Origin of the sequence: Pseudomonas sp. NPDC089395 (assembly GCF_044749525.1) — a bacterium.
Lineage (GTDB): Bacteria > Pseudomonadota > Gammaproteobacteria > Pseudomonadales > Pseudomonadaceae > Aquipseudomonas.
Genome location: NZ_JBIVID010000004.1, coordinates 317,738 through 335,632, shown reverse-complemented (window position 1 = coordinate 335,632; position 17,895 = coordinate 317,738). Strand labels below are relative to the sequence as shown.

Annotated in this window: 16 protein-coding genes; 9 read left to right on the top strand and 7 right to left on the bottom strand. The window is 63.5% G+C overall.

Annotated features, from left to right (window positions below):
* Nucleotides 1-51: 51 nt before the first annotated feature.
* From fmt to ACIPZG_RS12285, 4 genes are read left to right on the top strand one after another with little or no spacing between them, the layout of a single operon-like run.
* Nucleotides 52-984 carry a methionyl-tRNA formyltransferase gene (gene fmt, locus ACIPZG_RS12300; RefSeq protein WP_400713895.1) on the top strand — a complete coding sequence of 311 codons (933 nt, stop codon included), beginning with the start codon at nt 52-54 and terminating at the stop codon, nt 982-984.
* The gene (rsmB, locus tag ACIPZG_RS12295; protein WP_400713893.1) at nt 981-2,291 is read left to right on the top strand and encodes a 16S rRNA (cytosine(967)-C(5))-methyltransferase RsmB; all 1,311 of its coding nucleotides are present in this window, start codon (nt 981-983) and stop codon (nt 2,289-2,291) included. The genes fmt and rsmB overlap by 4 nt, the downstream gene beginning before the upstream one ends.
* A gap of 21 nt (nt 2,292-2,312) precedes the next feature.
* Complete coding sequence (gene trkA / locus ACIPZG_RS12290; RefSeq protein ID WP_400713890.1) at nt 2,313-3,686, top strand: Trk system potassium transporter TrkA; 1,374 nt, start codon at nt 2,313-2,315, stop codon at nt 3,684-3,686.
* A gap of 11 nt (nt 3,687-3,697) precedes the next feature.
* Nucleotides 3,698-4,006 carry a tetratricopeptide repeat protein gene (locus ACIPZG_RS12285; protein ID WP_400713887.1) on the top strand — a complete coding sequence of 103 codons (309 nt, stop codon included), beginning with the start codon at nt 3,698-3,700 and terminating at the stop codon, nt 4,004-4,006.
* A 117-nt stretch (nt 4,007-4,123) separates the two neighbouring features.
* Here the strand turns inward: ACIPZG_RS12285 and ACIPZG_RS12280 are convergent, their stop codons facing one another.
* Nucleotides 4,124-5,011 (bottom strand): lysophospholipid acyltransferase, encoded by an 888-nt coding sequence (locus tag ACIPZG_RS12280; RefSeq protein ID WP_400638580.1) that lies wholly within the window; start codon nt 5,009-5,011, stop codon nt 4,124-4,126.
* Between the two features lie 41 nt (nt 5,012-5,052).
* Complete coding sequence (locus tag ACIPZG_RS12275; protein ID WP_400638581.1) at nt 5,053-5,604, bottom strand: DNA-3-methyladenine glycosylase I; 552 nt, start codon at nt 5,602-5,604, stop codon at nt 5,053-5,055.
* 83 nt (nt 5,605-5,687) lie between these two features.
* Here ACIPZG_RS12275 and glyQ point away from each other — a divergent pair, with 83 nt between their 5' ends.
* The 4 genes from glyQ to ACIPZG_RS12255 all read left to right on the top strand — a co-directional run bounded on the left by glyQ (nt 5,688) and on the right by ACIPZG_RS12255 (nt 10,049).
* Nucleotides 5,688-6,635 carry a glycine--tRNA ligase subunit alpha gene (glyQ, locus tag ACIPZG_RS12270; RefSeq protein ID WP_008096545.1) on the top strand — a complete coding sequence of 316 codons (948 nt, stop codon included), beginning with the start codon at nt 5,688-5,690 and terminating at the stop codon, nt 6,633-6,635.
* Entirely contained in the window at nt 6,632-8,686 is a 2,055-nt protein-coding gene (glyS, locus tag ACIPZG_RS12265) for a glycine--tRNA ligase subunit beta (RefSeq protein WP_400713884.1), read from the top strand. Before glyQ ends, glyS begins: the two co-directional genes overlap by 4 nt.
* Before the next feature lie 3 nt (nt 8,687-8,689).
* A complete protein-coding gene (gmhB, locus tag ACIPZG_RS12260; protein WP_400713881.1) occupies nt 8,690-9,217 on the top strand; it encodes a D-glycero-beta-D-manno-heptose 1,7-bisphosphate 7-phosphatase in 528 nt (175 codons plus the stop codon).
* Between the two features lie 61 nt (nt 9,218-9,278).
* On the top strand, nt 9,279-10,049 hold the full coding sequence (locus ACIPZG_RS12255; protein ID WP_400713878.1) for a lysophospholipid acyltransferase family protein: 771 nt from the start codon (nt 9,279-9,281) through the stop codon (nt 10,047-10,049).
* Nucleotides 10,050-10,335: 286 nt separating this feature from the next.
* On the opposite strand, the gene ACIPZG_RS12250 is transcribed toward ACIPZG_RS12255, so the two are convergent.
* Complete coding sequence (locus ACIPZG_RS12250; RefSeq protein WP_400713875.1) at nt 10,336-11,955, bottom strand: MFS transporter; 1,620 nt, start codon at nt 11,953-11,955, stop codon at nt 10,336-10,338.
* A gap of 97 nt (nt 11,956-12,052) precedes the next feature.
* Nucleotides 12,053-13,699: a GMC family oxidoreductase gene (locus tag ACIPZG_RS12245; protein WP_400713872.1), complete on the bottom strand. Its 1,647-nt coding sequence runs from the start codon at nt 13,697-13,699 to the stop codon at nt 12,053-12,055.
* A 229-nt stretch (nt 13,700-13,928) separates the two neighbouring features.
* Here ACIPZG_RS12245 and ACIPZG_RS12240 point away from each other — a divergent pair, with 229 nt between their 5' ends.
* Nucleotides 13,929-14,816: a LysR family transcriptional regulator gene (locus tag ACIPZG_RS12240; protein WP_400713869.1), complete on the top strand. Its 888-nt coding sequence runs from the start codon at nt 13,929-13,931 to the stop codon at nt 14,814-14,816.
* Here ACIPZG_RS12240 and ACIPZG_RS12235 read toward each other — a convergent pair.
* Genes ACIPZG_RS12235 through ACIPZG_RS12225 form a run of 3 tightly spaced genes read right to left on the bottom strand, consistent with a single transcriptional unit; the run spans nt 14,805 to nt 17,812 of the window.
* On the bottom strand, nt 14,805-15,623 hold the full coding sequence (locus ACIPZG_RS12235; protein WP_400713866.1) for a sulfite exporter TauE/SafE family protein: 819 nt from the start codon (nt 15,621-15,623) through the stop codon (nt 14,805-14,807). The two genes, ACIPZG_RS12240 and ACIPZG_RS12235, sit on opposite strands and share 12 nt — an antisense overlap.
* Nucleotides 15,620-16,888, bottom strand: a complete 1,269-nt coding sequence (locus ACIPZG_RS12230; RefSeq protein WP_400713863.1) for an FAD/NAD(P)-binding oxidoreductase — start codon at nt 16,886-16,888, stop codon at nt 15,620-15,622. The genes ACIPZG_RS12235 and ACIPZG_RS12230 overlap by 4 nt, the downstream gene beginning before the upstream one ends.
* A 39-nt stretch (nt 16,889-16,927) precedes the next feature.
* Nucleotides 16,928-17,812, bottom strand: coding sequence for an MBL fold metallo-hydrolase (locus ACIPZG_RS12225; protein ID WP_400713860.1), 885 nt, complete (start codon nt 17,810-17,812; stop codon nt 16,928-16,930).
* Between the last annotated feature and the right edge of the window lie 83 nt (nt 17,813-17,895).

Below are 17,895 nucleotides of genomic sequence, written 5' to 3'. Positions count from 1 at the left end.
TCCAGAAGGCTTGCTCCGGCAAGCCTTTTTCTTTTTTGAAGCGAGAACTCCATGCGCATCGTCTTTGCAGGCACTCCAGAGTTTGCCGCCGAACACCTCAAGGCCCTGCTCGACAGCCCTTACGAGATCGTGGGCGTCTATACCCAGCCCGATCGCCCCGCCGGCCGAGGCCAGAAGCTCATGCCGAGCGCGGTCAAGGCACTGGCCGTGGCCCATGACATCCCGGTGTTCCAGCCGCCAACCCTGCGCAACGAAGACGCCCAGGCTGAACTCGCCGCGCTCAAGCCGGACCTGATGGTGGTGGTCGCCTACGGCCTGATCCTGCCCCAGGTGGTGCTGGACATCCCGCGCCTGGGCTGCATCAACAGCCACGCCTCCCTGCTGCCACGCTGGCGCGGTGCGGCGCCGATCCAGCGCGCCGTGGAAGCCGGCGACGCCGAGAGCGGCGTGACCGTGATGCGCATGGAAGCGGGCCTGGACACAGGCCCCATGCTGCTCAAGGTGGTCACCCCGATCAGCGCCGACGACACCGGTGGCAGCCTGCACGACCGCCTCGCCGAAATGGGCCCGCCTGCCGTGGTGCAGGCCATTGCCGGCCTGGCCGACGGCAGCCTGCAGGGCGAGGTACAGGACGATGCCCTGGCCACCTACGCACACAAGTTGAACAAAGACGAAGCGCGCATCGACTGGAACCGTCCAGCCGTGGAGCTTGAGCGCCTGATCCGTGCCTTCAACCCCTGGCCGGTGTGCCACAGCACGCTCGATGGCGAGAGCGTGAAGGTCCTCGCCGCCAACTTGTCCACAGGCAAGGGCGCCCCAGGCGAGATCCTCTCCTCCAGCAAGGACGGCCTGGTGGTCGCCTGCGGTGACCAGGCCCTGAGCCTGACCCGCCTGCAACTGCCCGGTGGCAAGGCGCTGGCCTTCAGCGACCTGTTCAACAGCCGCCGCGAGAAGTTCGCCAATGGCAAGGTGCTGGGCCAATGAACCCACGCCTCGCCGCCGCCCGTGCCTTGGCCGCTGTACTCAGCGGCAAGGCCTCGCTGAACAGCTCGCTGCCAGCGCAACTGGACAAGGTCGATGAACGCGACCGTGGCCTGACCCAGGACCTGGCATTCGGCACCGCCCGCTGGCAGCCACGCCTCGACCTGCTCGCAGAACAGCTGCTGCAAAAGCCGTTCAAGGCCGCCGATGCCGATGTGCAGGCACTGCTGCTGGTCGGCCTGTACCAGCTGTTCTACACGCGCATCCCGGCCCACGCCGCCATCGGCGAAACCGTCGGCTGCGCCGACAAGCTGAAGAAGCCGTGGGCCAAAGGCCTGCTCAACGCCGTGCTGCGCCGCGCCCAGCGTGAAGGCGAGGCGCTGCTCGCTGGCATGGAGCGTGACCCGGTGGTGCGCACTGCCCACCCGCGCTGGCTGCAGAAGTCGCTGAAAGCCTTCTGGCCGGAGCAGTGGGAAGCGATCTGCGCCGCCAACAACGCTCACCCGCCGATGATCCTGCGGGTCAACCGCCGCCACCACAGCCGCGACGCCTACCTGGCGCTGCTGGCCGAAGCGGGCATCGGCGCCAGCGCCTGCCAGTACAGCCGCGACGGCATCGTCCTGGCCGAGGCCAGCGATGTACGTGGCCTGCCGGGCTTCGCCGAAGGTTGGGTCAGCGTGCAGGACGAAGCCGCGCAGCTGTCCGCCGACCTGCTCGAACTGGCCCCCGGCCAGCGCGTGCTCGACGCCTGCTGCGCCCCGGGCGGCAAGACCTGCCACCTGCTCGAAGCCGAAGCGGGCCTGGCGCACCTGGTGGCCATCGACCTGGAGGCCAAGCGCCTGACCCGCGTGCGGGAAAACCTCGACCGCCTGCAGCTGGATGCCGAGTTGATCGCCTGCGATGCCCGCGACACCGCCAGCTGGTGGGACGGCAAGCCGTTCCAGCGCATCCTGCTCGACGCCCCGTGCTCGGCCACCGGCGTGATCCGCCGCCACCCGGACATCAAGCTGACCCGCCAGGCCGATGACATTCCGGCCCTGGCCGCCTTGCAAGGCGAGCTGCTCGATGCCCTGTGGCCGACCCTGGAAGTCGGCGGCATGCTGCTGTACGCCACCTGCTCCAGCCTGCCGACCGAGAACACCGAAGTGATCGGCGCCTTCCTCGCCCGCACCCCAGGTGCCCGTGAGCTGGACCTGGCCACCGAAGCCGGCCTGCGCCAGCCCCACGGCCGCCAGTTGCTGGCCCAGGAGGGCGGCCACGACGGCTTCTACTATGCCAAGCTGATCAAGATTGCCGCCTCGCGCGGGTAAGCCAACGTTAGGGAGTAACGGATGAAGATCATCATCCTCGGCGCAGGGCAGGTGGGCGGGACGCTGGCGGAGCACCTGGCGAGCGAAGCCAACGACATCACCGTGGTCGATACCGACGGCGAGCGCCTGCGCGACCTTGGCGACCGCCTCGACATCCGCACCGTGCAGGGCCGTGGCTCGCTGCCAACGGTGCTGCGCCAGGCCGGTGCCGACGACGCCGACATGCTGGTGGCGGTGACCAACAGCGACGAAACCAACATGGTCGCCTGCCAGGTGGCCTATTCGCTGTTCCACACCCCGACCAAGATTGCCCGGGTGCGCGAGTCGGCTTACCTCACCCGCGAGGAGCTGTTCGACAACGACCATATCCCGGTGGACGTGCTGATCAGCCCCGAGCAGGTCGTGACCAACTACATCAAGCGCCTGATCGAGCATCCCGGCTCACTGCAGGTGATCGACTTCGCCGAAGGCAAGGCGCAACTGGTGGCGGTCAAGGCGTACTACGGCGGCCCACTGGTGGGCCAGCAATTGCGCCAGATCCGCGCGCACATGCCCAACGTCGACACCCGCGTGGCAGCCATCTTCCGCCGCGACCGGCCGATCACCCCACGTGGCGACACCGTGATCGAAGCTGACGACGAAGTGTTCTTCATCGCCGCCAAGAAGGACATTCGCGCCGTGATGGGCGAACTGCGCCGCATCGACGAAACCAACAAGCGCATTGTCATCGCTGGCGGCGGGCAGATCGGCGAACGCCTGGCCGAAGCCATCGAGAGCCGCTACCAGGTGAAAATCATCGAGATGAACCCGGCCCGCTGCCGGCACCTCTCCGATACTCTGGAAAGCACTGTGGTGCTACAGGGCAGCGCCTCGGACAAGGACCTGATGCTCGAAGAGAACATCGCCGACGCCGATATTTTCCTGGCCCTGACCAACGACGACGAAGCCAACATCATGTCGTCGCTGCTGGCCAAGCGCCTGGGCGCGGGCAAGGTAATGACCATCATCAACAACCCGGCTTATGTCGACCTGGTACAGGGCGGTGATATCGATATCGCCATCAGCCCGCAGCTGGCCACCATCGGTACCTTGCTGGCGCATGTTCGCCGGGGCGATATCGTCAGCGTGCACTCGTTGCGCCGCGGGGCGGCGGAGGCCATCGAGGCGGTGGCGCATGGTGATGCGAAGTCGAGCAAAGTGGTCAGCAAGGCCATCGAGGACATCGCCCTGCCGCCCGGCACCACCATCGGTGCGATCATCCGCGATGAACAAGTGCTGATCGCCCATGACGACACGGTGATCGAGTCGGGGGACCATGTGATTCTGTTCGTTGTGGATAAAAAGCATATTCGGGATGTGGAGAAGCTGTTCCACGTCGGCTTGAGTTTCTTCTAGGAGAAGAGGGCATGCGCGAATCGCTGGAGAAGATGCTGGCCAAGGGTGTGGATAACCCATTGCTGAGGTTCGGCTTGGGCAAGGCCTGGCTGGATGAGGGCAATGGTGCTGAAGCGGCTGTGCACCTGGCGCGCTGTGTGGAGCAGGACCCGAAATATTCGGCGGCGTGGAAGCTGCTGGGCAAGGCCTATCAGTTGCAGGGTGACCTGGCAGCGGCGCGCAAGGCCTGGGAAGACGGGATCGTGGCGGCGCAGGCCCATGGGGACAAGCAGGCCGAGAAGGAGATGGCGGTGTTTCTCAAGAAGTTGAACAAAGGCTGAGATTGCTGGGGCTGCTTTGCAGCCCTTTCGCGACACAAGGCCGCTCCTACAGACGACCGTGATCCTTTGTAGGAGCGGCCTTGTGTCGCGAAAGGGGCGCAAAGCGCCCCCAAATCCTCAATACCAGCGCGCCTCACCAGCAGGGCGCTTCTTGAAGCGCTTCATGCTCCACATGTACTGGCTCGGATATTCGCGCACATACCGCTCGACCACCTTGCTCATGGCCGCCGCCGACACGTTCACATCCGTGCTGTACATCTCCTCCGGCGCCGCCTCCAGGAACACCTTGAAGCCCGAACCATCCGGCAGCCGCAGCGCATGCAGGAACACCCCCACCGCCTTGCCCCCGGCCAGCATGTTCGGCACGAACTTGCTGGTCAGCGCCTGAGTCCCCAGGAACGGCACGAACACCCCGGCAGACTCGGCCGGCTCCGGGTCGGCCGGAATCCCTACCTGCCCACCGCGGCGCACTTCCTTGATCACGCTGAGAATGCCTTCCTTGGTCGAAGGCGCCACACGGTTGCCCATCTGCACACGCTGCTCGCGCAGCAGGTCATCCACTGCCTTCAGCTTGGGCGGGCGGTAGAAGATGATCGGTTTGCACTGACTGCAGTAGAAGTGGTTGAGCACTTCCCAGTTGCCCAGGTGGCTGGTGATACCGACCACACCCTTGCCCGAGGCCAGGGCCTGCTCCAACACTTCCAGACCGTGAACCTCCTTGACCAGCTCCAGCGAACGCTGCGGCGGCCAGATCCAGGCGCAGGCACTTTCGGTAAAGGACTTGCCGATATCTTTCAGTGCACGGCCTACCAGTTGCTCACGCTCGGCCGGGTCCATCTCCGGGAAGCACTTGGCCAGGTTGATGCGCACGACGTTGCGCGACCCATTGGGGATCTTCCACATCAGCCAGCCGATCCCGGCACCAACGCGCTGTACAGCGCCCCAGGGCAGCTTGGCAAACAGACGCAGCACCCCGACCATCAGGGCGCCCTTGAACTTTTCCACAGGCGAATTCCTTATTTCAGCAAGGCGCGCATTGTAACCCCTCAGCGCAGCAAGGCGGCGTAGCGATCGCAATCGGTGGTGTGGTCCATGACCATCCCGGTGGCCTGCATGAAGGCGTAGCAGATGGTCGGGCCAACAAAGGTGAAGCCGGCTTTCTGCAAAGCCTTGCTCATTGCCTTGGCCTCGTCGGTGACCGCCGGCACATCGCTGCGGCTGTTGAAGTGATTGATCTTCGGCGCGCCACCCACGAACGACCACAGCCATTCGGCAGGGTTATCCACAGCCAGCCAGGCCTGGGCATTGCGCCGCACGGCCTTGAGCTTGAGGCGGTTGCGAATGATGCCGGCATCGAGCATCAACTCCTCGACCCGTTCGTCGCTCATCTGCGCCAGCTTGTGCGGGTCGAAGCCGTGCAGTACCTCACGATAACGCTCGCGTTTGCGCAGCACGGTGATCCATGACAACCCCGCCTGGAACCCTTCGAGCAAAAGCATCTCGAAGAGCAACGCCGGGTCACGCTGTGGCGTTCCCCATTCCTGGTCGTGGTAGGCCTGGTACAACGGATCGTCGGTACACCAAAAGCAGCGTGGCATAAGGCTCCAATGAGTAGAGGGCGAGGCGAATCAGGTTATACTCCCGCTCTTTACATCCGCATCCCCAGATACAGGTGAATTTCGTGAGCCAGCCTACGCCAGCCGTGCGTACCTTCCAAGACCTGATCCTCGCCCTGCAGAACTACTGGGCAGACCAAGGTTGTGTGGTGCTTCAGCCCTACGATATGGAAGTAGGCGCCGGCACATTCCACACCGCTACATTCCTGCGCGCCGTGGGTCCAGAAACCTGGAACGCCGCCTATGTGCAGCCTAGCCGTCGCCCTGCCGACGGGCGGTATGGCGAAAACCCCAACCGCCTGCAGCACTACTACCAGTTCCAGGTGGTGCTCAAGCCGAACCCGGCCAACTTCCAGGAGCTGTACCTCGGCTCGCTGAAAGCCATCGGCCTGGATCCGCTGGTCCACGACATTCGCTTCGTCGAAGACAACTGGGAATCGCCGACCCTGGGCGCCTGGGGCCTGGGCTGGGAAATCTGGCTCAACGGCATGGAAGTGACCCAGTTCACCTACTTCCAGCAAGTGGGCGGCATCGAGTGCTACCCGGTCACCGGTGAAATCACCTACGGCCTGGAGCGCCTGGCCATGTACATCCAGGGCGTCGACTCGGTGTACGACCTGGTATGGGCTGACGGCCCGTTCGGCAAGGTCACCTACGGCGACGTGTTCCACCAGAACGAGGTGGAGCAGTCGACCTACAACTTCGAGCATGCCAACGTCGACAAGCTGTTCGAACTGTTCGACTTCTATGAAAGCGAAGCGAACCGACTGATCAAGCTGGACCTGCCGCTGCCGACTTATGAAATGGTGCTGAAGGCCTCGCACACCTTCAACCTGCTGGACGCCCGCCGCGCCATCTCGGTGACCGAGCGCCAGCGTTACATCCTGCGCGTACGTACCCTGGCCCGGGACGTGGCGCAAAGCTACCTGCAAGCCCGCGCACGCCTGGGCTTCCCGATGGCTACCCCTGAACTGCGTGACGAAGTGTTGGCGAAGCTGGAGGCTGCACAATGAGTGCTCAAGATTTCCTGGTTGAACTGGGCACCGAAGAGCTGCCACCCAAAGCCCTGTCCACCCTCGGCGACGCCTTCCTGGCCGGCATCGAGAAAGGCCTGCAGGCCGCTGGCCTGAACTACACCGCCAAGCAGGTGTACGCCGCGCCACGCCGCCTGGCCGTGCTGATCCGTCAGCTCGACGTGCAGCAGCCGGACCGCAGCATCAATATCGATGGCCCGCCCATGCAGGCGGCCTTCAACGCCGAAGGTCAGCCGACCCAGGCCGCCCTGGGCTTCGCCAAGAAGTGCGGCGTCGAGCTGTCGGAGATCGACCAGAGCGGCGCCAAGCTGCGCTTCTCCCAGCACATTGCGGGCAAGGCTACCGCCAGCCTGCTGCCGACCATCGTCGAAGACTCGCTCAACGACCTGCCGATCCCCAAGCGCATGCGCTGGGGCGCCAGCCGTGAAGAGTTCGTGCGTCCGACCCAGTGGCTGGTGATGCTGCTTGGCGACCAGGTGATCGACTGCACCATCCTGTCGCAGCAGGCCGGCCGTGAATCCCGTGGCCATCGCTTCCACCACCCGGAAAACGTGGTCATCACCACGCCGGCCAACTACGCCGAAGACCTGCGCAAAGCCTACGTGCTGGCCGACTTCGCCGAGCGCCGCGAGCTGATCAGCAAGCGTACCGCCGAGCTGGCCCTGCAGCAGGAAGGCACTGCCATCGTGCCGCCAGCGCTGCTGGATGAAGTGACTGCCCTGGTCGAGTGGCCGGTGCCGCTGGTGTGCTCGTTCGAGGAGCGTTTCCTCGAGGTGCCGCAGGAAGCCCTGATCACCACCATGCAGGACAACCAGAAGTACTTCTGCCTGCTGGACAGCGAAGGCAAGCTGCTGCCGCGCTTCATCACCGTGGCCAACGTCGAGAGCCGTGACCCCAAGCAGATCGTGCAGGGTAACGAGAAGGTCGTGCGCCCACGCCTGACCGACGCCGAGTTCTTCTTCAAGCAAGACAAGAAGCAGCCGCTGGAGACTTTCAACGAGCGTCTGAAGAACGTGGTGTTCCAGGCTCAGCTGGGCACGGTCTACGACAAGGCCGAGCGCGTTTCCAAGCTGGCCGCGTTCATTGCCCCGCTGATCGGCGGCGACGCCCAGCGCGCTGGCCGTGCCGGCCTGCTGTCGAAGTGCGACCTGGCCACCGAGATGGTCGGCGAGTTCCCTGAGATGCAGGGCGTTGCCGGTTACTACTACGCGCTCAACGATGGCGAGCCCGAAGACGTCGCGCTGGCCCTGAACGAGCAGTACATGCCGCGCGGTGCTGGCGCCGAGCTGCCGCAGACCCTCACCGGTGCGGCCGTGGCCATCGCCGACAAGCTCGACACCCTGGTCGGCATCTTCGGCATCGGCATGCTGCCAACCGGCAGCAAAGACCCGTATGCCCTGCGCCGCGCCGCCCTGGGCGTGCTGCGTATCCTGATCGAGAAGCAACTGGACCTGGACCTGACCGGTGCGGTCGAGTTCGCGGTCAAGCAGTTCGGTGCCAAGGTCAAGGCCGCCGGCCTGGCCGAGCAGGTGCTGGAGTTCATCTTCGACCGCCTGCGTGCGCGCTACGAAGACGAAGGCATCGACGTGGCCACCTACCTGTCGGTACGTGCCTTGAAGCCGGGCTCGGCCCTGGACTTCGACCAGCGCGTGCAGGCCGTACAGGCCTTCCGCAAGCTGCCGGAAGCCGAAGCCCTGGCGGCGGTGAACAAGCGCGTGTCGAACCTGCTGAGCAAGGCCGAAGGCGCCATCGCCGAGCAGGTCGAGCCGAAGTACTTCGACAACGCCAACGAGTTCTCCCTGTACTCGGCCATCCAGCAGGCCGACCAGGCCGTGCAACCGATGGCTGCCGCACGCCAGTACAGCGAGTCGCTGGCCCGCCTGGCCGCCCTGCGTGATCCGGTCGACGCCTTCTTCGAGGCGGTGATGGTCAACGCCGAGGACGCCAAGGTACGCGCCAACCGTTATGCCCTGCTCAGCCGCCTGCGCGGCCTGTTCCTGGGCGTTGCCGACATTTCGCTGCTGGGGTAAGCCTTGAAACTGCTGATTCTCGATCGTGACGGGGTGATCAACCAGGACTCCGACGCCTACATCAAGTCGCTGGAGGAGTGGATCCCGATACCCGGCTCGATCGAAGCGATCGCGCAGTTGAGCAAGGCGGGCTGGACGGTGGCCGTGGCCACCAACCAGTCCGGCATTGCCCGTGGCTATTACTCGCTGGCAACCCTCGAGGCCATGCATGCGCGCTTGCGCGCGCTGGTGGCTGAGCGAGGCGGCGAAGTAGGCCACATCGTGTATTGCCCGCACGGGCCGGACGAAGGCTGCGATTGCCGCAAGCCGAAGCCTGGCATGCTGCGGGCGATTGCCGAGCATTACCAGGTTGGCCTGCAAGGCGTCTGGTTCGTCGGCGACAGCAAAGGTGACCTGGAGGCCGCCCTGGCCGTCGGTGCACAACCCGTGCTGGTGAAAACCGGCAAGGGCGAGCGGACCCTGGAAAAAGGGGTCGCGCAAACTACACTGATTTTCGACGATCTGGCTGCTATCGCCAGAGAACTAATTTAAACAATGCGCCTTCGGGCGCATTTTTCTCAGGCGGGCGAGCCCCGCAACGGTACATGCCACTATGTCGATCCTGCAGGCGATCAGAGTCTTTCTTTTTTACCTGCTGCTGGGCACCAGTTCGCTGCTGTGGTGCTCGCTTAGCTTCTTCGTTGCACTTTTTCTGCCATTCCCCAAACGCTACAAGTTCATCAACGTGTACTGGTGTCGCTGCGCATTGTTCCTGACGCGCACCATTCTCGGCATCGACTACAAGATCACCGGTGCCGAGAACGTGCCGAACGAGCCCTGCGTGATCCTCTCCAACCACCAGAGTACCTGGGAGACCTTCTTCCTCTCGGCGTACTTCTCGCCCCTGAGCCAGGTGCTCAAGCGTGAACTGCTGTACGTGCCGTTCTTCGGCTGGGCAATGGCCATGCTGCGGCCGATCGCGATCAACCGCGACAACCCCAAGGAAGCCCTGCGCCAGGTTGCCAGCAAGGGTGACGAGCTGCTCAAGCAGAAGGTGTGGGTATTGATCTTCCCGGAGGGTACCCGTGTGCCGTTCGGCACCGTGGGCAAGTTCTCCCGTGGCGGTACTGCGCTGGCGGTGAATGCAGGGTTGCCGGTGCTGCCGATTGCGCACAACGCGGGCAAGTTCTGGCCGAAGACTGGCTGGGGCAAGCGTGCTGGCACCATCGAGGTCGTGATCGGTGAGCCGATGTACGCCAACGGTACTGGCCCACGTGCCATCGCCGAGCTCAATGACCGTGCTGCGGCCTGGAACGAAGCGACCCAGCGGGCCATGGGTTCGCTGCCGCCAGTGGATGAAAAACCGCAGGAGCAGATGGCCTGACCATCTGTGGATAACGTGTTAACAGTTTTTGGACTAAATGCCGCAAGTGATCGCTAAGTGTTTGAATTAGCTGTTTATTTCTCTGTATGACATTTTTCTGAAAATCGTGCATAAGTTTTTTCGAGGCATAAGAAAACCGGCTTTTACAGCCGGTTTTTTTATGGGGTGTAGGAGCGGCCTTGTGTCGCGAAAGGGCTGCAAGGCAGCCCCGACGATTTCAGCAATGGCTGATAATTTGGGGCCGCTCCGCGCCCCTTTCGCGACACAAGGCCGCTCCTACAAAGCATTAGATCTTGTCGATATCCACATCCTTGGTTTCTTTCAGGCAGAAGATCCCCACCACCAGGCTGATCCCGGTCACCAGCACCGGATACCACAGCCCATAGAAGATATCCCCGGTATACACCACCAGCGCAAACGACACGGTCGGCAGGAAGCCCCCGAACCAGCCGTTACCAATGTGATAGGGCAGCGACATCGAGGTGTAGCGAATGCGCGTCGGGAACAGTTCGACCATCACTGCCGCCAGCGGCCCGTAGGTCATGGTAGCGATCAGGATCATCGCCACGATCAACACCACCACCATCACCTGGTTGACCTGCGACGGGTCTGCCTTCGCCGGGTAACCCGCCTGCTCCACCGCCGCACGCATGGCCGCTTCGTCGAAGCCGTTGATGGTCTTGTCGCCAATGTTCACGACCACCTGGCTACCGGCAACTTCCACCGAGTTGTAGGGCAGGCCCTGTTTGACCAGGAAGGTCTTGACCTTGTCGCAGGGGCTGTCGAAACGCGCCTTGCCTACGGGGTCGAACTGGAAGGTGCAGCCTTGCGGGTCGGCGGTGACAACGATCGGCGCCTCGCGGCTGGCGGCGTCGATCTGCGGGTTGGCGTAGTGGCTCAGCGCCTTGAACAGCGGGAAGTACAACACCGTGGCCAACAGCAGGCCGAGCATCAGGATCGGCTTGCGACCGATGCGGTCGGACAGCCAGCCGAAGAACACGAAGAACGGCGCCCCGATCACCACGCTGATGATCAGCAAGGTGTTGGCCTGGGCCGGGTCCATCTTGAGCATCTGGGTCATGAAGAACAGCACATAGAACTGCGCCGTGTAGAAGGTCACAGCCTGCCCGGCGTTGATGCTGAACAGGGCAGTGAGCACCACCTTGAGGTTCGGCCAGGAGGTGAACGACTCACGGATCGGCGACTTGCTGATCTTGCCCTGGGCCTTCATTTTCACGAAGGCCGGCGACTCGTGCATGCTCATGCGGATCCAGGTGGAAATCGCCAGCAGCACGATCGACAGCAGGAACGGCAGGCGCCAGCCCCAGGTTTCGAACTGGTCGCCGCTGATGTAGCGGCTGCCCAGCACCACCAGCAACGACAACAGCAGGCCAAGGGTAGCGGTGGACTGAATGAAACCGGTGTGGAAGCCGCGCTTGCCAGGTGGCGCATGTTCCGCCACGTAGGTCGCGGCGCCTCCGTATTCCCCGCCCAACGCCAGGCCCTGGAGCATGCGCAACACCACCAGAATGATCGGTGCCGCGATGCCGATGCTGGCGTAGGTGGGCAACAGGCCGACCGCGAAGGTGGACAAGCCCATCAGCACGATGGTCACCAGGAAGGTGTACTTGCGGCCGATCATGTCACCCAGTCGGCCGAATACCAACGCGCCGAAAGGGCGAACCAGGAAGCCGGCGGCAAAGGCCATCAAGGCGAAGATGAAGGCGGTGGTGTCGTTCACCCCAGCGAAGAACTGCTTGCTGATGACCGCTGCCAGGGCGCCATAGAGAAAAAAGTCATACCACTCGAAAACCGTCCCGAGGGATGACGCGAAAATGATCTTGCGTTCTTCACGACGGCTGGGGCTGCTCGCCGTCGCCCCCTGCTCTTGGATGTAATCCGACATCGTTGCTGTCCTCGGCCCACAGGCCACAGTGATTATTCTTTTTGTTCCACTGTCGGCAGCCTCTGACCACAAGCCGCCGGTACTGCACGCACCCGGGTCAGGGCGTCGGTATCGCGTCTTCGTTTAGGTAGGTCTGGGTAGCCGCTCCTTTTAGGATCAGTTGCGCCGCCTTCTCGGCGATCATGAGGGTGGGGGAACAGGTATTGCCGGAGGTGATCTGCGGCATGATCGAGGCGTCCGCCACGCGCAGGCCGGGTATGCCATGCACACGCAGCTGGTTATCCACAACGTCCAGCGCGCCGCTGCCCATGCGGCAGGTGCCCACCGGGTGGAAAATGGTGGTGCCGATCTGGCCTGCGGCTTCGAACAGTTCTTCTTCCGTCTGCAACGCTGGGCCCGGCAAATACTCCTCGGGGGCGAACGCGGCGAGGGCAGGGGCCTGAACGATGCGCCGGGTGAGGCGAATGGAATCGGCGGCGACGCGCAGGTCCTGAGGGTCGCTCAGGTAATTGGGATCGATCAGCGGGGCGCTGTTCATGTCAGCGCTGGCGATGTCGATACGTCCGCGGCTCGCCGGGCGCAGATTGCATACCGAGGCGGTAAAGGCCGGGAAGCGGTGCAGCGGCTCGCCAAAGCGGTCCAGGGACAGCGGCTGGACGTGGTATTGCAGGTTGGCCGTGGCCTGCTCGGGGCTCGAGTGCACGAAGGCGCCCAACTGGCTTGGCGCCATGGCCAACGGGCCGCTGCGGTCATACAGGTAGCGCAGGCCCATGCCCATCTTGCCCCACAGACTGTTGGCCATCTGGTTGAGGGTGCGGGTGTTGCGAATCTGGTAGATCAGACGCAGCTGCAGATGGTCCTGCAGGTTGCCGCCGACACCGGGCATGTCGTGGCGCACGCCAATGCCCAGGCTTTCCAGCAGCGTGCGCGGACCGATACCCGAGCGCTGCAGGATGCCAGGCGAACCCACGGCGCCGGCACACAGGATGATCTCGCGGCGCACGGCAAACTCATGCCAGGCGCCTTGCCAGCGTGCTTTCACCGCCCGTGCGCGGGTGTTGTTCAACAGCACCTGGTCGACCTGCACATCGGTAAGCACGGTGAGATTGGCGCGGTCTTTTATCGGCCGCAGGAATGCCTTGGATGCATTCCAGCGCACACCGCTGCGCTGGTTGACCTGAAAGTATCCACAGCCTTGGTTGTCACCCGTGTTGAAGTCGTCGACCTTGCCAATGCCGCTCTGCTCGGCGGCATCACGGAAGGCATCGAGGATTGGCCAGCTGTAGCGCTGACGCTCGACCCGCCACTCACCGCTGCCGCCATGGTGCTCGCTGCTGCCGGCAAAGTGACTTTCGCTGGCCTTGAACAGCGGCAGCACATCCTTCCAGGCCCAGCCATCGTTGCCTTGCTCGGCCCAACGGTCATAGTCGGCGGCTTGGCCGCGCATGTAGATCATGCCGTTGATGGAAGAGCAGCCACCCAGCACCTTGCCCCGTGGATAACCCAGGCTGCGACCGCCCAGGCCGGTTTGTGCCTGAGTCTTGAAGCACCAGTCGGTGCGGGGGTTGCCGATGCAATAGAGGTAACCGACCGGGATATGAATCCAGGGGTAGTTGTCGCGGCCGCCCGCTTCGAGCAGCAATACCCGGCAAGAGGGGTCGGCGGACAAACGATTGGCCAACAGGCAACCGGCGGGACCGGCACCTACGACCACGTAATCGAAGACAGAATCGGCTGACGGCATGTGCAACCTCGCGCCTGATTATTGTTCTTGTCGTCCTACATCTTATTGATTAATTTCGCTGAGGAAACACGAGATTTCGCGCAGCCGTTGTGCGTTTTAGCACAGCGGTAAGCCTGTACTGGCCCTCTCGCCGGCAAGCCGGCTCCCACAGAGAAGGGGTGTGGTTTTCTCCCTGTGGGAGCCGGCTTGCCGGCGATGGGGCCAGAACGAACAGCACAAAGGGATCAGCATGTTCGACTGGAATGATCTGCGGTTTTTCCTCGAGTTACAGCGCAGCGGCCGCTTGCTCACCGCCGCCAAACGCCTCAACACCACCCACAGCACCGTCGCCCGGCATATCGAAAGCATCGAGAAAAGCCTCGGCACACCGCTGTTCGTGCAACATGCCCAAGGCTACGAACTGACCTCCTCAGGCCAGGCCCTGCTCAAGCATGCCGAAGCCATGGAGAACGTTGCCCTGCTGGCGCAGGAAGAAATCACCCAGGCCATCACGCCACTGGGCAAGATACGTCTGGGGGTTACCGAAGGCATCGGCATCATGTTCTTCACCCCGCGCATGAGCGAGCTGTTCGAACGCTACCCGGGCCTTGAGGTAGAACTGGTTGCCGTGCCACGCTTCGTCAGCATCCTGAACCGCGAAGCAGAGATCAGCATCCATCTGGAACGGCCCAACGCCGACCTGCTGATCACCCGAAAACTCACCGACTATCGCCTGGCGCTGTATGCCAGCCAGGCGTACCTGGACCGCGCCCCACCGCTGCGCAACCGCGAGGACCTGGCCCGGCACAGCTGGATCGGCTACGTCGATGACCTGCTGTTCAGTCAGGAGCTGCTGTTCCTCAACAGCTTCTGCCGGGCGCCCAACGTGGCCTTTCGCAGCACCAGCGTGATCGCCCAGCAAACCGCTGCCCGCGCCGGGCTGGGTATCGCCGTGCTGCCCAACTACATGGCCCACCGCGACCCCACGCTGGTCCGCGTCCTGCCCAGCGAAACCATCCAGCGCAGCTACTGGATCTGTACCCGTCGCGAGCTGCACAAGTCGGTGCGCCTGCGGGTGGTCTGGGACTACCTGCTGGCGCTGTGCGCGGCAGAGCAAGGCGAATTGCTAGCCGAGTAGCGCCTTGCCCGCCAGTAGCAATGCCGCCGACCAACCGGCCACGGCAAACATCTGCTGCAATCGCGGCCCGGCGAGTTTGGCGGTCAGCGGCCGGGCTACCAGCAAGCCGAGCACCGCGCCGATGGCGAACGGGGCGCCAACCCGCCAGTGCATCACCCCCGCCAGGCTGGCGCTGACCACGCTGCCCATGGAGACCAGGGCGATCACTGCCAGCGATGTGCAGACGATGCTCGTCATGCGCAAGTTGGTGTAGCGATTCAAGGCAGGAATGATCACGAACCCGCCGCCCACCCCCAGCAAGCCGGACAATAGCCCGGACAACGCGCCCGTGAAGGCCAAGGCTCGCGCGCACGGCAACGTCCAGCGCAAGCGACCCTGCAATGGGTTGAGCACGCAGGGCGCGATGAGCCGGTGCGCATCAACGGTTTCACCGCGCAGCTCCTTGGCCGCCTTGCGCCAGATGCGCAGGCAGGCATAAACCAGCACGGCGGCGAAGACCAGGGCCAGGGGCGTGTTGGGCAAGCGGTGGGCCAGCATCAGCCCGAACGGCGCTGCAACGATACCGATCAGGGCGATGAACAAGGCGGCGCGATAACGCACCAGCCCCTGACGCAAACCCAGTACCGCGCCCACGGCCGCCGCCAGCCCCACCGCCAGCAGCCCGATCGGCGCCGCTTCGACCATCGACAGACCCAGGCCGAACACCAGCAGCGGCACCGCCAGGATGCCGCCGCCAGCGCCGGTCAGCGCCAGCACCGCACCGATGATGGCGCCGAGACCGGCGCCCAGCAGTTGATGTTCGATCACTGACGGGCCTCGACCAGTGGCTGTGGACGCGCCATCCATTCACGCCCCTTGAGCATGCCTTGCCAGTACAGCGGTGGCAGCACCCGCGCCTTGAGCAACCAGGCCAGGCGGGTAGGCTTGCGGCCATCGAGCAGCCAGCGCGGGAAGCTTGGCGCGACCTTGCCGCCGTAGGTGAACTCGGCCAGCACGATCTTGCCGCGCTCGACAGTCAGTGGGCAGGAACCATAGCCATCGTACTGGGCCAGGGTAGGCAGCCTGCCCAGTGCCACCAGCACATTGTTGGCCACCACCGGCGCCTGCTTGCGCGCCGCGGCAGCGGTCTTGGCATTGCTGGTGTTGGCCACGTCACCCAAGGCATGGACATTGGAGAACTTGCGATGGCGCAGGGTCTGCGGGTCGACATCGACCCAGCCAGCGGCATCGGCCAACGGGCTTTGGCGAATGAACTCGGGGGCAACCTGCGGCGGTACCACGTGCAGCATGTCGAAGGCTTCAGTGCGGGTTTCGCGGGTGCCGTCGGCGAGGGTACGGGCGAACGTCGCGCGCTTGTTGGGGCCATCCACCTCGACCAGACGGTGACTGTAGTTCAAGTCGACACCGTATTTGTCGATGTAGGCCATCAGCGCAGGCACATAGTCGGGGACACCGAACAGCACCGCCCCGGCATTGAAGAAGCTGGCTTTGACATTGCCCAGCTGGCCGTGGCGCAGCCAGTGATCGCAGGACAGGTACAGCGCTTTCTGCGGCGCGCCAGCGCACTTGATCGGCATGGGCGGCTGGGTGAACAGCGCTCGGCCCTGCTTGAGGTTTTGCACCAGCTGCCAGGTATAGGGCGCCAGGTCGTAACGGTAGTTCGAGGTCACGCCATTGCGGCCCAGGGTTTCGCTGAGCCCGGCAATGGCCTCCCAGTCAAGCTTGAGGCCCGGGGAGACCACCAGCTGTTCATAACTGATGGCGCGGCCGTCTTCGAGCATCACCAGCTGGCCCGACGGGTCGAAGCCCTGGACCCGTGCCTTGACCCAATGCACACCACGCGGGATGGCCGAAGCCATGGTGCGGGCGGTGCTCGGTGCGTTGAACACACCCGCGCCAACCATGGTCCAGCCAGGCTGGTAGTAGTGCACATCGGCAGGGTCGATAAGGGCGATATCCAGTGAAGGGTCGCGGCTGATGAGGCTCGAAGCGGTGGCGATACCGGCGGCACCGGCACCGACGATGACCACTTTATGGTGATCGGTATGGGTTGAGGACAACAAGGCAGGCATGAAGGTATTTCCTGAATTTCTGATAATGGGGCAGGGCGGTCAGAGCTTGTTCAGCGGGATCTTCAGGTAGCTCACACCGTTCTCCTCGGGTTCGGGAAAATGGCCGCTGCGCATGTTCACCTGCACCGAGGGCAGGATCAGTACAGGCATGTCGAGCGTCTTGTCGCGGGCTTCGCGCATGGTCACGAAGCTGTCCTCGTCGATGCCTTGATGGATGTGGATATTACTGGCGCGCTGTTCGGCCACGGTGGTGACGTAGCGCATGTCACGCCCACCTGGCAGGTAGTCGTGGCACATGAACAGCTGGGTCTGGTCAGGGAAGGCCAGCAGTCGGCGGATGGAACGATACAGGGTGCGGGCATCGGCACCGGGGAAGTCGCAACGCGCCGTGCCGTAGTCGGGCATGAACAGGGTGTCGCCAACGAATAGCGCTTTTTCCCCCGCATCCTCGAACAGATAGCTCATGCAGGCAGGTGTGTGACCGGGGGTGTGCAGGGCACGGGCGTGCAGGTTTCCGACACGGAAGCCTTCTTCGTCCTCGAGCAGCACATCGAACTGGCTACCGTCACGAGCAAAGCCGGGTTCAGCATTGAACAGCGACCCGAAGACTTTCTGCACCTGCGTGATGTGGGCACCAATGGCGGTATGGCCACCCAGTGTTTCCTTCAGATAAGCCGCTGCGGAAAGGTGGTCGGCATGTACATGGGTTTCCAATACCCACTGCACCTCGGCACCCAGCGCCTTGACCCGGGCAATCAGCAAGTCGGCGGAGTCTGTGCAGGTGCGCCCGGACTTGGGGTCGTAGTCCAGGACACTGTCGATCAACGCGCACTTGCGCGTCTCGCCGTCCATGACCAGGTAGCTGATGGTCGAGGTCGCCTTGTCGAAGAAGGCTTCCACGTGAAGGTTGTTGCCGATGATCATCACGTTCTCCAATTTATCTACCGCGCCTTGTAGAGGCGTAGGCAGTGCCGGGAGGTTTATCAAGATGCATGCCAGGGTTTTTC